Raw genomic sequence first — 16,570 nt, 5'->3', positions numbered from 1 at the left:
ACCGATGTAGAATAGTTTTATTTATATATCAATCATATTAGTATGTATTTAATTGTCTCTTTCTTTACTATTACAGCACCGCAGGTGATGATTTAACTTTTTCAATAATCTCTTCAACAGTTTCCTCTAATTCTTTTCCAACTTTTTTATACTCAATTTCAAATTTTTCATTTTGATTTTTCATAAAATACATTAACGCATAATAAGTAGGCTTAAATTTATCCTTTAGCTTAAATTCAGCTTCATTAAACATTTTAAATAAGGAATTGTATTGTTTTTTAGCCATTAGAAAAATTAAATATTCATTAATAGATTTATTATATTTATCTGTATTATTAGCTGATCTTAAAAATAAGCGAGCTTTTTCTAAGGATTCTTCTATTCGATCATTAGAAAGTAAGGTTTCAGATAAAACATAAATGGTATTAAAATCATTTTCATTTTTTTCACTTTTGTTAATTAGTTCCTCTTTATTGCACCAGCTTTCAAAAAAACCCACAAGCCATTTCACCTGCTGTTTTTCTTTTTCTCCCCCAAACCTCATCATATACCATATGTTAAAAAAGCGTTCTTTTATTTTGTACATATAATTTTTCTTATTTACAGGTGTTTTATTTATTACTCCGTTTTTTTCTAATTGATTTAACTGAGCGGATACTTCTTTACTTTGCATTCTTATTTTATCTGCTATTTCTTTTGTGGTTATGGCATCAAAGCGTAAAGCTATAACATCAACAATTTCCTGTTGCACTGGAGATAACCTATCCATTGTATGTTTATAAAGAGGTGTTACTCTATCTAGTAATGTATCTAATTGTTTAAATACGGGTCCGTTGTCAACATTTAAAATATCGAAAAGTAATGCCATGATTCTTGGCACCCCACCTGTTAACCGCCTTAAAGCTTCTATTTTCCCACTGTTACTTTTAAGTATCTCATTTATACCCTTCTTATTAAAAATTCCACCTAACTTTTCAAAAAATTCCACAATTTCTTCTGAATTTAATCCTTCTAATTTTATCAGATTAAAGAAGTTATAGAAGGGCTTACTATAATCAAAAGTAAATTCTAAAACTTCTGAAGATGCTCCTATAATTCGAATTTCAGCAGAGGTTAATAGAATTTCTCTAAGTTTTTGCTGCTCATAGATTTTAAACTTCTTTAGAATACCGAAAGTATCATCTATTAATAGTATTAATTTTTTATTTTTTTCTTTAAGTTTTTGCTCAAGTATTTTAAAGCATATATCTTCGTAGTCTTCTACCTCTGCATATTTATCCATTTCATCATAAAGCCCTACAAACTCATCATTTTCCTTTTCAAGATTCGCAGCCGTTACCTCCCAAAGTTTAAACAGTCTCCGTATACTGTATTGCTCCTCAGGAAATATAACAGGGATAAACTTTGCTTTTAGCTGCTTATCTCCTTTTATTTCAAAGTATATTCTTTTTAATAAAGTTGTTTTACCATATCCTCTTTGACCTTCTATGATATAATGCTGCTCTGGATATTTCATGTCAGAATTTTTTATATCTTTAAAAATCTTTTGAAATTCTTTTTTCCTTATTACAAATCTATCAACTAATTCTTGATGCGATAAATTATTGGGATTATAAAAACTTAAAGTACTAGTTTGCATTTTTTTTACACCACCACATTCTTAATATAGGAGAGGTAAATGTATATAATTTTTCCTCCTCATCATTATTTATATATCCATCATCAATAATAGTATTTAAGAGATCTTTATATGTTTCGCAAAGATTATATTTTACAGCTAAATCATATATTTCGTTATAAGTTATCTTCTTAGCTTCTGTTATAGCTATTATGTTTAATACTTCTATAATAAACTTATAGTCATTATTTTTGTACACCTTAAGTCTCTCATGCCAACTGCTAAATTTATTATTTTCCTCTATCATCCGTTTAATTGCTATATCAACCGATTTATTATATATAGAGCATATTTGATCTTCATCATAAATATCCTGAATTTTATCCATAGCAAGTTGAATATAAAAAGGAATCAACCACTTAATTTCATGAAGCATATGATTTATAGTAGCGGTATCCATTGTGAAATCAAGCCCTTTAAGTAGTTCATTTATAAGACTTTTCCCCTCTGATTCACTTAGTGGAGTGACTTTTAAAATATCTAGATCATTTATAAACTTTGAAGAGTCCATTCGTCTTGCAATACCCTCGAGGCTTATGGACCCTGTATATATGAATTGAAATTTATTATTTATATCACTATTTTGTCTTAATGCTCTATTACTTTGAAGAAGATGAACTGCATATGTAGTGCCTTCATTTTGTTGAATATTTTCTATTGTTTGAGCAAATTCATCTATCATTATAATTAATTTGTGCCCTTCTAAATCAATAGATCTCATAATTTCTATAAACTTTTCATAATAATTAAGTTCAATAGTCTTAGTAAACTTAACAGTGTCTATGCCTACTTCGTCAATACTTTTAAAAATGGTTTTAGCTAAATCTTTAATTGAATTTATTACTTTGTCTCTTTTCTTTATTGAATCGCAATTTAAAATGGCCTTTACAATTTCCTTATAATACTTATTTTCGTTGTAAACAGACTCCGTAATTACATAGATTATATAATATTTATCCCTTGGGTTATCTTCTATATACCTCATTAAAGATGTTTTCCCAACCCTTCTTGGAGCTGAAATTATAATACTACTAGCTGAATCAATTTTTCTCCATAATTTATTTATTAAAATAGGTCTTTTAAAAAAATTTTCACCTCGTGCAGCTTGCCCTGTTGTAATTTTCATAATTAGCACCTCCGCAATTACTTATATTTACAATTATATCTAACAAAAAATATTTTGTCAAGCATTCTAACAAAATATTTTTTGTCAAAGTCAAACCCCCTTATTCGCTTTTTTTACAATTACTAAACAATTTAAGAAACATGTACCCTAACTACTTAAAATAATATCTGAGGATTACTATAGCAAATAAAACTTCCTATTAATAATATCAATCCTAAAATTCTAATAATTAAGATAGTTTTTTTAATCCCTAATTTACTAAATGTTTCTGGTGTTCCAAATGGGAATACAATAATACAGCACTTAATATCATAACGCCTACACATATGTTATTTTCTCATTTTATTATTTATGCTCTTTCCATAAACAATCCCCTATCTTCATTTCAGTAAAAACAGCCTTAAAAGAATTTTTACTTGGTGAACATGCAAGTAACCCAATATTAATTTCTTTTTCACCTTCAAACAAGTGGAAAATCCGCATCTGTTTGAAATTTACACCATCAAAGGAATTTTCAAGACAATAATCACTCTCTCGTCTGCTTAATCTATACCACATACAATTTACAAATGCTCCAATATCCGTAGTTGCCCAATCAGAATATCCATGATTTGTTACCACACTTCCAAGCCATGCAGTATTATTGTCATGAAATTCTATTCCTGCCTTTACCCAATTTTCACTGTTTTGATAAATTGCAACTCCACATTGGTCAAACAATGCTGTACTATTAAACTCTGCCTTTACTGTAAATGAAAAATATCTTTCATCTGTTGTAATATAAAGAACATGAGCATTATCATTTCTAAATCCATAATAAGTTCTTTGCCAAAAATCAGTGTTAGGGTCTGTTATAATTTCAACTCTATCTCTTCCAATTACATAATATCGAGGTTTAAAAAACCATTTTTCTTCTTTATCACTAATTTCAAACATCTTAATCCTCCCCCAATTCAAATAACTTTTAATACATAATAAAATACAACTGCGTCGTAACTAATGTAATATTATCATAATTTACCACACTTTGGAACAATTTCCTCGTAAATAAAGATCATACATTGTTTATATATACGCAACACTAAAATCAATTGTCCAAGCCATTTATATGTGAATTAGTATAGATAAACAAGCAATGTTGGCGCTACTACGATAATAATAGGGACGACTCATAGTCCCCACTTCATTGATATATCAATAATGTGGAGACTCAGTACAAGAAACGGAAAACAGTCCCATTTCAATAACTCTGTTACTTTATCTTTGTTTCCTTCAATATCAAATTTATCATCAAATCAACAAACTTGTCTGGTTCGTTTCTCCATGGATCGTGCCCTGAGTGTTCAAACCAAATGAGCTCTTTAGAAGGGGCTTTTAGTGAATTGAAATAATCCTCAACCAATACTGGTGACGCGTTGACATCGTGACGACCTTCCATAAAGTACACTGGAACATCTAACTTTATAGCTTGTTTACGTAGATCTAAATTGTATAACTGAGGATAGACATGATTAAAAGTAGTAACTAAACCAAAAAAATAATTTACTTTATCGCATAACCCATACTCAGTACCTCCAATTTCACCAAATGTATTATATCCTGCTCTCTCAATTTCAGAATTTTTTGTCATATGTTTACTCAAGTACTGTGAGAGGGTAGAAAATTTCCAAACTACATCTTTACCATGGTATGGTGGGAGGCCTTGATTTTTCATTTTTTCAATTTGTTTTATATCTCTGCTATCTTTTGCCATCTTAAGCACTAGTTCATACATACGGACATCGGTTTCAACGAATTCAACCATCTGACCAGTACCAATAAAAGCAGAAAATAGTTCTGGGTAACGTTGCACAAGCAATATACCTAGTGCACTCCCCCACGACTCACCAAGTACATATACCTTTTCTTGTTTAAATCTATTGCACAGGTACTGTGTTAGCTCATGTCCATCAGAAATATATCGCTCAGGGGTAATTGATTTAAGAGGTACAGCATTAATTGACTTACCCGCCCCTGGTTGATCCCAGTTAACAACCACATAATTATCTTCAAGTTTTTTTAGTTGCTCTCTGGTTGCGGCTAGCTGTGTTCCACCGGGACCACCAGCTAGAAAAAGTAGCACCGGATTATTTTTATTTTTTCCACGAATAGTTATCCACTGATCACTACCACCTAGACTTACTTTCTCTAAGGTAGCAATACTACCCACTAATGGTTTGCCATTATCTCCAAGTATAGGTGGCGTGTATGCCATCCACTGGCTACATAGTATAGAAACAACATTCACAAATAATAATACTACTGCTACAATCAACTGACTCCGCAGTTTCAAAAGCCAGGGCGTTATCCTTGCTTTTTTACGTGTACAAACAGCAATAATTACTGTAATCAAAATTGAGATGAAAAGAGTTGCTATTGCTACAACCAAAGAAAGTATCAATATTAACGCAAACCCTAACTCTATAGGGACAGTTTTCATTGTAATCATAAGATGTGGGCGTATAACAATAATATACAAAGCGATTATAACTGCTGTGAGTAGCGGTAAAAGAAAACGTAGTTGAAGCAACAAATTGGTTTTTGACCCACGAGAAGTTGTATCTTTTTTAAATAATGATTTCATATTAGTCTCCCTTCTACAAATATTTAGTCTGTTTTCTCAGATACCTCAAATTCTTTATTTGACACAAAAAAATGGAGAACAACCCCATTTAGTACCCCTTGCTATTACTATAACAAGGTATACTTAACTGGGGCTGTTTCTAATCTTAAATCCATCTTAAATTTTGGGGATATTGATAATAAACTCACACCCACAGTTTACCTCTGTGTTTAGACGAATACTACCTCCATGTGTTTCAATGATTTTTTTAACTATGGCCAGTCCGAGGCCTGTGCCACCTGTTTGTGAGTTTCTTGCCATATCCGCGCGTACAAATGGATTAAATATATCTTTTGCAATTTCTGAAGGCATTCCAATCCCATTATCCTTAAAGATAATAACGACTCCATCACCCTGCTCAAATAAGCTGATCATTAAGAGTGTTCCTTTGGGATTATATTTTATTGTATTAGAAACAAGATTTTGGATTACTCTATTCATCTGCTTTAAATCGATGTCAATAAAGATTTCTTTTTCTGGTATCTCAAAATCATATGTAAATTGGGCCTTATCAAAGGTAGTTATAAAAAAGCCTATTTCTTCCCTCATATATTCACATATATCAACTCTGGTTTTATTCAATAAATATTCCGAACTTTCCATTTTAGACAGCTCAAATAGGTCAGTAACCAAATTGTTTGCTCTTAAGCTATTTTCACATATTACTTTCATGTATGTAAGGTGTTCTTCTTTTGATAAATCAGGTTTGTTATAGCTAAACTCTGCATAACCCATAATACTTGCAAGAGGGTTTTTAAGATCATGAGAAATATTAAGTATAAGCCTTTTACGGTTTTCTTCAGACTGTTTTCTAAGATATATTTCATGTTCAATTTGTTCTGCCATTTCGTTAAATATATATTCTAATTCTCCAAACTCATTTTTCAAATTAAGCTCAACTCTTGAAGAATAATCTCCATCTTTCAATCGAGAAGCACTGTGACGAAATTTTTTTAAGGGGCTTATAATGCTTATAGATGATAGCTTTGAATATATCACAGTGCATATTGCAAGCAGTATTAAGTAAAACAAAATAACAGCAACAATAACACCAACTACTCCCTGTTTATCAACGGAATTGTATTCTTTGTTGTATACGAAATTCAAATCAATTCTAATAGAAGTTGGAAACGTCACTACCAGCCAAAATTGCTTCTTAGAATTATATTTAATACTATAGCTATAACGTCTTTCAATACTTTTACTCTTCATCAAAAAATCAGTAAACTCCGCTGTGGTAAGTTTATCTTTTGAAATAGTGTTAAGCCCTAAAGAATATGCAACTTCATAATCGGTGTTAATTACCTGTACACCGCCGCCATTATCAATAACCTGTTCTACGTCAATCCTTTTATAATCATCCTTCATTAGGCTTTCTGCGGTATAATTATTCTTAACAAGATTCTTTGATATAACATCGTTTGCAAAACCTAAAATCATAAGTGCAAATAAAGCTATCATTATGGAAATAATAAACATGAGGACATAGTTTGCTAAGAATCTGCTTTCTATTTTTCTGTTCATAGGCTAACCGTGCTCTGTTTATGAAACTTATATCCAATACCCCTAATGGTTTTGACATATTCCGGATTTCTTGGATCAGTCTCAATCTTATTTCTGATATGACTTATATGCACCATAATGGTGTTATTGTCACAATAAATATCCTCATCCCATACTGCCTTGTATAACTGCTTTCTGGTAAAAACCCTTTCCGGATTCTCCATAAGGTACTTAAGCAACATATATTCTTTTGCATTCAGTACCACCAGCACATCCTCTTTATATACGCAGCAGGCGTCTTTATCCAAGCACAAACTGCCATACTTTATTTTGGAGAAAGCATGCGGCCTTTGAGACGAATATTCAAGGTTTCGCCTAAGCTGTGCACCAACTCTTGCAAGCAGTTCTGGCATGCTAAATGGCTTTACTAGGTAATCATCAGCACCAATCCCAAGTCCTAAAATCTTGTCCATATCATCACCTCTAGCGGTTAGAAATATGACAGGAAGATTGCTTGTTTGACGGATTTTTCGTAGCAGATTGAATCCATCCAGTCGTGGCATCATAACATCAAGGATAGCAATATCAATTGCTTTGTTTCGTATGATTTCTAAAGCCTCAATGCCATCCTCTGCAGCAAATACAGAGTATCCATCCTGCTCAAGCTCTAACTTTAAAAGGATTCTGATGTCCTTTTCATCTTCTGCGATTAATACATTCAAAAAACCACTTCCTCATCGTGTATATTTGTTTGCGCTGATATCAACATCTACTCCTCCTTAATTAATGCCTACCTTTAAACAAAATAACTTTTATGTTTCCTCAATCTACATTTACGCTTGTTCAACAAGCAATTTAATATTTTCTTCCGTTGAAAGCAAGGCATTTTGTATACTATCGAGCTTTTCTTTCAGTGAACCTATTACATTTTCTACATTGTTTGCAACACGATGTACACTATCTAATGATTCACAGATCCTTGATTGTACAACCCAATCAGATATAAGACCATCAATAAAATAATCTGCAAATGTTTCGAAAGACCCAATATTTATATCTATATTCATTATTAAATTCACATCGGATAATTCATTTTGGAATCGTATCAATGCAATTTTTGTATTATTTGCATATTCCTTAGCTTCATCAATATGTGAGTGCTTAGCTGCAGTTGCAAGTAAGCCTCCTCCTAGTATATCCCATGTTCCCCAGCCTTCAGCGCTTTCAAGAGAATTTTTTACCCGTCCAAGTTCAATTTGTACAGCCTCACCTGACGCAATTGCTTCCTTCAATTCTTTCTTCTGTGCTTCAAGGTCAGCTAGGTTGTCTATAAGTTGAAGTAACTTTTGAGATTTACCATCATTTAATCGCAGTATAAACTCTTCTTTGTGCTTCAATACAGTTTCATATTCACACTCTACGCCAAGTAGACTGTTTAATGAAGCTTTATACGATACAATTTCCCTCTCTAATGCTAAAACTGATTTACAACACTCATCATACTTTAACCTAGCAGAAAGCAACTCTTGCCTCTCTTTTTCAAGCTGTTGATGTTTACTCCCGAGTATCGAATAAAATATACTAGTAATACTTAATGATTCAAGTTTTTTGACATCCTTATCCTCATCTTTAAGAATATTTTCGAGCTCTATCTTTCTATCTAATTCTTTTTGCAACACTTCCCCAGTCTGGTTAACCGAACTTTGAAATTTCTTTTTTCTCAACAATTTTTCTTTGACATTTATAAGTTCCCTGTTAAGTTCTTCAAACATACTAAACTCCCTTTCTGCATATAACTTTTTTATACACAATAAAGTACAATACGACCATGATACTTTAAATATTCATTAATAATTAGTTTAATTTGCTACCGGACTCCCAAACTGACTATTATATAGTTTTTCATAGAAACTGCCCTTTTTCATTAACTCATTATGGGTTCCTTGTTCTATAATATTTCCTTCATCTATAACCAATATTAAATCTGCATTACGAATAGTTGAAAGTCTATGTGCAATAACAAAGCTAGTTCTTCCTTTCATTATATTCCTCATAGCTTTTTGAAGTAATATTTCTAATCTAGTGTCAACTGAACTAGTTGCTTCATCTAATATTAATATTGCTGGATTTGATATTATAGCTCTTGCTATAGTAAAAAGTTGTTTCTCTCCTTGAGATATGTTAGAAGCCTCTTCGTTTAGAAACATGTTATACCCATCTGGAAGTGTTTTAATAAAGTGATGTACGTTAGCTATTTTAGCCGCTTCAATAATTTCTTCCTTGGTAGCTCCAAATCTACCATACTCAATGTTTTCATAAATTGTTCCATTGTATAGCCAAGTATCCTGAAGAACCATACCGAATATAGAACGTAAATCTTCACGTTTCATATCTCTAGTATCCACTCCATCTATCTTTATAGCTCCCCCTTGAATATCATAAAATCTCATTAATAAATTTATTAATGTTGTTTTACCTGCTCCTGTTGGACCTACAATAGCAACCATCTGACCACTTTTTATCTCTGCGTTTAAGTCCTCAATTAAAATCTTATCTCCACTATATCCAAATTTGACATGTTCAAAAGTAACATTTCCACGTACATTCGCGAGCTTTATAAAAGAGGCTTTATCTGGAATCTCCTCCTTCTCATCTAATATTTCAAATACACGTTCAATTGCCGCAAAGGCTGATTGTATTGCAGCAGATAATTGTGTTACTTGAGAAATTGGTTGGTTTATTTGCCAGATATAACGAATAGATGCTTGAAGATTACCCACTGTCATTATTCCATTTATAGCATATGTTGCGCCAAGAATTCCAATGGCTGCAATTCCTAAATAACTTACCAAAGAAACTAATGGAGAAATTATACTAGATATAAATTGCGCCTTAAATCCAGTATTAAAAAGTTCTTCATTAATATTTTCAAAATCTTTTATAGCATCTTCTTGCTTTCCATACAGCTTTATTTCATTAAAACCAGTATATATTTCTTGCACTTTACCATTTAATTCCCCCAAAACATTTTGCTGTTTATAAAATAAATTTTGTGATTTACTTACTATAAATTTTGACACTAAATAACTTATCGGTATTATAAGTATAGCTACCAATGCAAGTTTTATATTAATTGTAAACATCATCGCAATAGCTAGAGTTATTGCCAATATTGAATTTATAACTTGGCTAAAACTCTGTTGAAGTGCATTAGAGATAGTATCTATATCATTTGTTATGCGGCTCAGCATATCCCCATAGCTATTTTTATCAAAATAACTTATAGGTAATTTCCTAATTTTACCTTGTACAGCATTTCTTAAATCTTCCATAGTGTTTTGAATAGAATTAGTTAACAACAAACTTGCTGCATATGTTGATAATGTTCCAAATATATAAATAAAAGCCAATATTACCAATACCCTTAAAATATAATTAAAGTTAACTGAAGCTCCTTTTATACCTTTTGCTATATTCACAACATCTTTGGCAAGACTAGTTGTAATTAACCCCTCTATTTTTGGAGCAATAGCAGTAAAAATAGACGCTACTACTATAAATAAAATTGCGCCAATCAGTGCTCTCCTATATGGTTTTACGAAGGGAGAAATTTTTCTTATATTATCCGTTAACTTTTTCATTGTTCCAGTTCCTCCTTTGTAAGTTGAGATGATGCAATTTCATAATAGATTTCGCAGGTTTTTAGTAATTCTTTATGAGTTCCTATTCCTACTATCTCGCCTTCATTCAATACTATAATCTTATTAGCATCAATTATGGATCCTATCCGTTGTGCAACCATTAAAACTACGGAATCTCTAGTTTCGTCCTTTAACTTTTCTCTAAGCATTGCATCTGTTTTAAAATCTAAAGCGGAAAAACTATCATCAAAAATATAAATTTCAGGCTTTCTAACTAATGCTCTTGCAATAGATAATCTTTGCTTTTGACCTCCTGACATATTAGATCCACCTTCACTTATTAATTCTTCAAATTTTTTATGTTTACTATTAATAAAATCATAAGCCTGGGCTACCTTAGCCGAATGTTCAAGTTCTTGTTTATCTGCAGCAGCTTTACCAAATTTAATATTAGTGCCTATACTGCCAGTAAACAACAATGTTTTCTGAGGTATAAACCCCATTTTTTCACGTAGTGCTTTTAAATCATATTCTCTCACATCTACGCCATCTATCTTTATGCTACCCTTTGTAACATCATAAAATCTTGGAATTAAATTAATTAACGTACTTTTCCCACTGCCTGTACTTCCTATAAATGCAACTTTTTCTCCTTTTACTGCTGTAAAGGATATATCACTTAAAACTGGAATCTCTCCATCTGGATAAATAAAGGTAACATTATCAAACTCCACAATCCCCCTAATAGCCGTATTTTTAACACCATATTTAGGATTTTTAATAATAGGCTCTTCAGCTAATATCTCGTTAATTCTATTAGCTGAAATCTGTGCTTTTGGATACATGATAAACATCATTGAAAAAAGCATAATTGAGAACATTGCATGAAACAAATATTCTATAAATGCTACCAGTTGTCCAACTTGTAGCGTTCCTGCATTTATCATTTTGCTAGAAATCCAAAAAATAGCGAGCACTGCTAAATTCAACAAGAAAAAGAAAGTTGGCTGAGAAATTGCCATAAGCTTATATAACTTCTTAGATAGATTTGTATACTCATTGTTAATTTCTTCAAATCTTTGGTTTTCATGATCATCGTTACCAAATGCCCTAATTACTCTCGCTCCAGTTAAATTTTCTCTTGATATTCTATTTAATTTATCTAATTTTTTCTGTTGCTTTTCTGATATTGGATAAGATATCTTAGATATAATAATTACCCCAAGCACTATGAATGGTACCGTTATCGCTAATACTACAGACAAATGTAAGCTCGTTCTTATAATCATTACCAAACTTACAATAAACATAACCGGTGCAAGGAATGCTACTCTTAATAATGTATTTGTAAATTGTTGTAATTGAAAAACATCATTGGTTGTTCTGGTTATCATTGACGATATCCCAAACTTATCATATTCACTATGTGAAAATTCCTGAGATTTTTTAAAAATATCGTTTCTTAAATCTCTAATCATACTAGTAGAGATTTTTGAAGAACAGTATCCTAATAATATTGTACCCATGGCTCCAACTATAGATATTCCTACAATTACAGTACCCATATGCTTTGTGTATTCTATATCCTTATTAGCTATTCCTGTGTCAATCACTCTAGCCATTATTGTTGGAATTCCTAATTCCACTAATACAAATCCAAAAACGGATATTATATTCAGCACTAGAAGCAGTTTATATTTTTTTATATATTTTAATATTAGTTTCATTCCTTCTATTCACTGCTACTTAAAATATGGACAATTATACCCATACCAAGAAAATTACGTTTTCACCGTGTCTGTCCTCATATAGCAAACTATACTACTAACATTTGATATAACACTCCAAAGGCGTAAATTCCAGACTAGCCATCGGTACATATATACAATAGCTTGGTTATGCTACTTTGTATATTTTAGCATTTGCAAGGTTTATACTAGCATTTTTATCCCTATCAATTATAAGTCCACATACTGGACATACATACTCTCTGTCTGAAAGTTTTAAATCTTCCTTAATGCTTCCACAATCAGAACACGTTGTACTTGATGGATACCATCTATCAACAATTCTTAATTCTATATTGTTAATCTTACATTTGAAAGTAAGTTTAACTCTAAAGCCATAAAAATTTTGTTGTGCTATTGCCTTTGCCAAATGCTTATTCTTCATCATTCCTTTTACGTTTAAATCTTCAATTATTATATAAGACGGTTTGGTTTTTACTATCTTATTAACTACTTGATTAACATAATTGTTTCTAATATAAGAAAGTTTCTGATGAAGTTTTTGTACCATAACTATTTGTTCGGATATATTTTGCCTGGTAGCAGTTCCTCCTTTTATATTTATTTTTTTATTTCTTACCTTCAAACTCTCATATTTCCTTTGAACATTAATTAAAACAGAAACATAGTACCTACCTGCTTTAAAACTTACAGTTCCACTAGTTACTTTTAACTAATTAAGTCCACTTCCAATATCCTCAAATACCTCATCAATTATGATACCTCTAGCCTTGGCAAATTCTTTAAGAGTAGCAACTTGATTTTTTAAATCATCTTTCTGACCACTACTCGAAACTATTGTATAAATAATGGTTTTTCTGATGTCTTTATCTTGAATTATTTTTCCCATATATTTAACATATTGGTTATGGGTATAATATCTTCTATTAGAAGGATTTCTAAAAGCTATTAATTTCTTATCGTTATCCCATCTTTGTAATGTTCTTACTGAAATGCCTATCATTTCAGCAAATGCTTGTGGTTTGTATATATTCATTCAAATCATACCACGCTCTTTATCGTATAACTTATCTTACTAATCCTAAATTTACTAAAAAAATGTTATAATTACAGAAACAAAGATTACGAATATTCCACTTAGAATTAACAAAATTGATTCTCCTTTTTTGTTATTAATATATGAGTCATACCCATTTAATATGCTCAAGATACCTAATAATAGTAATGCAATTGGTATTATAATTTTTATATTAATGATATTAAATAAACCTAAAAGCGATAATGTAATAACTATTGCTGAGATTAATATTTTTATAACTCTTACTTTTTTCAAGTTATTACCTCCCAATAAAAATAATCTTCTCAATTTTCTACAAATGTTTAGGTATTATGGATTTACGATTGACGAATTATCTAAATCCATTAGTATGGTGTTAAAAAATAAAGCCATATTGATATTCAGAAATCCCTATTAATTTTACTGTCCAGTAATTTCTACTCACGACCTATAAAAAAAATAAGCGTTTATAATAAATCCTAAGCTTGTTTTTAAGTATTGGCACTTAATTTTTTATGTTTAAATTTATACACTGCTAAAATTAAAATCAGTATTATAATTACAATAATTGTTACATAATCAAAATATAAACTGAAAACCAAGTTACTAATTTTTATATCGAAAAGTAAAAAATTGTTAGATTCACCTGTTATGAAACTATAAAAATCTACTACGAAATGTAACCCTATAGGCAAATATAAAGATTCTGTTATTATATACAAATACCCCAATAGAATTCCCATAATAAATACAACAAATAGGGCATGAAATTGTTGATAATACTGCGTATGAAATATTGTGAATATTAATGAGCTTATTATCAGAGCAACGACTTTCCCTTTAAATTGCATTAAATGCTTTAAAATAATACCCCTATATAATATTTCTTCAGTAAAACCGACTATTGCACAAGTCACGAATGCACTAATAATAGCTACAATAATCTCATTTGTAGGGTAGAACATAAACCCTATACCTTTGAATTTTACAATTTTCATTACACTCAAAATCAACACCCCAGCGAAATACATTAGCGTTCCTATGCCAATACCTATAAATAACTGTTTAAAACTATTTTGTTTAAACTTCATGTCAATAAAATCAAAACTAACTCTGCCATTATTGTACTTTTTAATAACAAAATACTGGCCGATTAATATACTAATTTCTAAGCCACTATAATTTATAAAATTATTTTCAAGCAATTTAAGCCCAAATTTTCTACTAATAAGTGTTATTACATACCATACAAATGCAGCTAAGATAATATTTACAAAAGATACTGCTACGATTTTTAAATTTCTATTTAACCTTCTTCATTTTAACCCCTACTTTAATTTACTCGTATTTAATTAAACATATCATTCTTATTAAGCGTCATAACTATAAAACCGAACAATTCAATGTTTGTGTTTATGATTAGTGTTTTACGTTCATAGCATTCCGATAGTAGTACATCTAAGAATATTTTTGCATAAATGCAATATTTACTTACTTATTTCATAGTAATCCATAGTATAAGTCTCTTCAAAGCTACAAGATTTATAAAGATTTAAAGCATTTTTGTTTTTTACAGACACTTGGAGCATAATATCCTTTGAGTTTTTCTCTTTCAATTTTTCTATTGATAAGAGTAAAATGTCTCTTCCATAACCATTCCCACGGTACTCTGGAAGCACACCAAATCCATAAATACCACCTACACCATCACATATTTCTAAACGAACTTTTCCTATGATTTTATTATTAATTTCTGCTATATAAGTAATTGCGCCACATTTTTCTTCTTCCTCAAACATACAAATATCCTCTTCTTTTAATTCCACATTTGAATATATATGATCCTGCACTGCAATTTCTTTTGCATCCTTATTTGTAGTTTTTCTTAAAACTACATTATGCGCTATTGTATTTTGTTTTAATTTATTTCTTAAAAACATCTCATATTCAGAGTTATCAAAGCTGGCACCTGTGGATTTAATAAATTCCTGTCCAGAACTAGAATTATTATCACTTAGCAAAAGCATTTTTGTTGCATCGCCTCTTCTCCATTCATCTTTAACTAAAGAAAATAACCTTTTAAATACACCCATTCTTCTATACCCGGGGTGCACCATACCATTTACTTCTAGTACAGCTCCCCCAAAGTTACATATACCAGCATAACCTATAAGCTCATCTCCATCATAATACATGAATTCATTAATTTTGCTTAAAGTATCAATTTTTCCTTCTGCCCTGCTTAGCTTATAATCAATCTCTAATTTTAGTTTTACTCTATCCATTTCTAAACAAATTCCTTGAAGAGCATATATATCTTCATAGTCATTTTTATTTAATCTTTCTCTTAATCTTATATAGGGACTTTTTATTTCACCCATAATCTATATCTAACCCCTTTTTATTATTTATTAGTAATAGTTAATACTATATATTTGCACCATCCTTTTCTCTTACAGTTGTTTATGACGAACCTTAAGAATGATTTGTATTAACTGTTAATTGATATGGATAATGCTCATTTTAAGAATATACTTTTCTTATTTGCTTGCAATTCATTTGATAATAGATGAATGAATAATTCTTCAAAAGCAGCGGCACTTGCAACCATACAAATTATATACATCAGCACATCTGATTTGGAAAAAGCAAGTGATAGTGGGAATGCAAATAGCACAAGCCCTGTAATTTTATTCCCATAAGTATGAAGTATCCCAAATGTTTTATACTTTACAAACACCACTATCATTGACACTACTCTAACTATTCCGATGATAACTACCCAAACAATGATTTGAACTGTTGGATTTATAATTGAATTAATAATTGGATATAGCACAATTGTCAGTATCACAACCATTATCAAATCTGCAACAGAGTCAAGTTTTTCACCCAATTTACTTGCGGTATCTGTTTTTCTTGCTATGTATCCATCAAAAACATCGCTAATTCCACAAACGAGATAGATTGCGAAGAACACTATACTTAATGGTTTTGCCACAAGCAATGTAATGGAAAAAAATATTCTCGCAATTGATATATAATTTGCTATTGTCTTCACTGCATCACCTCTTAAAATATAAATTAGCCTTCCTTCCTATAAGAATACAAGTTGACATACCCCCATTATTCTTTCAAGAATTCTTGTAGTTGTT

At 30.7% G+C, this 16,570-nt stretch carries 13 protein-coding genes and 2 pseudogenes; all 15 read right to left on the bottom strand.

Features of this window, described 5'->3' with window-relative positions:
- Positions 1-70: 70 nt before the first annotated feature.
- The gene (locus ACWJKS_RS08630; RefSeq protein WP_462960956.1) at positions 71-1,639 is read right to left on the bottom strand and encodes an ORC-CDC6 family AAA ATPase; all 1,569 of its coding nucleotides are present in this window, start codon (positions 1,637-1,639) and stop codon (positions 71-73) included.
- Positions 1,629-2,804, bottom strand: coding sequence for an ATP-binding protein (locus tag ACWJKS_RS08625; protein ID WP_216304021.1), 1,176 nt, complete (start codon positions 2,802-2,804; stop codon positions 1,629-1,631). Before ACWJKS_RS08625 ends, ACWJKS_RS08630 begins: the two co-directional genes overlap by 11 nt.
- A 345-nt stretch (positions 2,805-3,149) precedes the next feature.
- The gene (locus ACWJKS_RS08620) at positions 3,150-3,740 is read right to left on the bottom strand and encodes a DUF1349 domain-containing protein (protein ID WP_462960955.1); all 591 of its coding nucleotides are present in this window, start codon (positions 3,738-3,740) and stop codon (positions 3,150-3,152) included.
- A gap of 316 nt (positions 3,741-4,056) precedes the next feature.
- Positions 4,057-5,427 carry an alpha/beta fold hydrolase gene (locus tag ACWJKS_RS08615; protein ID WP_462960954.1) on the bottom strand — a complete coding sequence of 457 codons (1,371 nt, stop codon included), beginning with the start codon at positions 5,425-5,427 and terminating at the stop codon, positions 4,057-4,059.
- 156 nt (positions 5,428-5,583) lie between these two features.
- Positions 5,584-6,990 (bottom strand): HAMP domain-containing sensor histidine kinase, encoded by a 1,407-nt coding sequence (locus ACWJKS_RS08610; protein ID WP_462960953.1) that lies wholly within the window; start codon positions 6,988-6,990, stop codon positions 5,584-5,586.
- Positions 6,987-7,691 carry a response regulator transcription factor gene (locus ACWJKS_RS08605; RefSeq protein ID WP_462960952.1) on the bottom strand — a complete coding sequence of 235 codons (705 nt, stop codon included), beginning with the start codon at positions 7,689-7,691 and terminating at the stop codon, positions 6,987-6,989. Before ACWJKS_RS08605 ends, ACWJKS_RS08610 begins: the two co-directional genes overlap by 4 nt.
- Before the next feature lie 111 nt (positions 7,692-7,802).
- Positions 7,803-8,741, bottom strand: a complete 939-nt coding sequence (locus ACWJKS_RS08600) for a hypothetical protein (RefSeq protein ID WP_462960951.1) — start codon at positions 8,739-8,741, stop codon at positions 7,803-7,805.
- Positions 8,742-8,828: 87 nt separating this feature from the next.
- A complete protein-coding gene (locus ACWJKS_RS08595; protein WP_462960950.1) occupies positions 8,829-10,610 on the bottom strand; it encodes an ABC transporter ATP-binding protein in 1,782 nt (593 codons plus the stop codon).
- Positions 10,607-12,337, bottom strand: a complete 1,731-nt coding sequence (locus tag ACWJKS_RS08590; protein ID WP_462960949.1) for an ABC transporter ATP-binding protein — start codon at positions 12,335-12,337, stop codon at positions 10,607-10,609. The genes ACWJKS_RS08595 and ACWJKS_RS08590 overlap by 4 nt, the downstream gene beginning before the upstream one ends.
- A gap of 169 nt (positions 12,338-12,506) precedes the next feature.
- Positions 12,507-13,064, bottom strand: a pseudogene (locus ACWJKS_RS08585) (RNA-guided endonuclease InsQ/TnpB family protein); the annotation flags it as partial.
- Positions 13,065-13,073: 9 nt separating this feature from the next.
- Positions 13,074-13,394: pseudogene (locus ACWJKS_RS08580) on the bottom strand (MerR family DNA-binding transcriptional regulator); the annotation flags it as partial.
- A 54-nt stretch (positions 13,395-13,448) separates the two neighbouring features.
- Complete coding sequence (locus tag ACWJKS_RS08575) at positions 13,449-13,691, bottom strand: hypothetical protein (protein ID WP_220319694.1); 243 nt, start codon at positions 13,689-13,691, stop codon at positions 13,449-13,451.
- Positions 13,692-13,906: 215 nt separating this feature from the next.
- A complete protein-coding gene (locus ACWJKS_RS08570; protein WP_165412960.1) occupies positions 13,907-14,620 on the bottom strand; it encodes a CPBP family intramembrane glutamic endopeptidase in 714 nt (237 codons plus the stop codon).
- A gap of 282 nt (positions 14,621-14,902) precedes the next feature.
- Positions 14,903-15,796 (bottom strand): GNAT family N-acetyltransferase, encoded by an 894-nt coding sequence (locus ACWJKS_RS08565; RefSeq protein WP_462960948.1) that lies wholly within the window; start codon positions 15,794-15,796, stop codon positions 14,903-14,905.
- Positions 15,797-15,933: 137 nt separating this feature from the next.
- Entirely contained in the window at positions 15,934-16,476 is a 543-nt protein-coding gene (locus tag ACWJKS_RS08560; RefSeq protein WP_462960947.1) for a CDP-alcohol phosphatidyltransferase family protein, read from the bottom strand.
- Positions 16,477-16,570 lie beyond the last annotated feature (94 nt).

The sequence above is a fragment of the Clostridium sp. CM038 genome, from assembly GCF_055081105.1.
The sequence above is the reverse complement of the archived record's forward strand: the minus strand, read 5'-3'. Positions and strand labels throughout refer to the sequence as shown.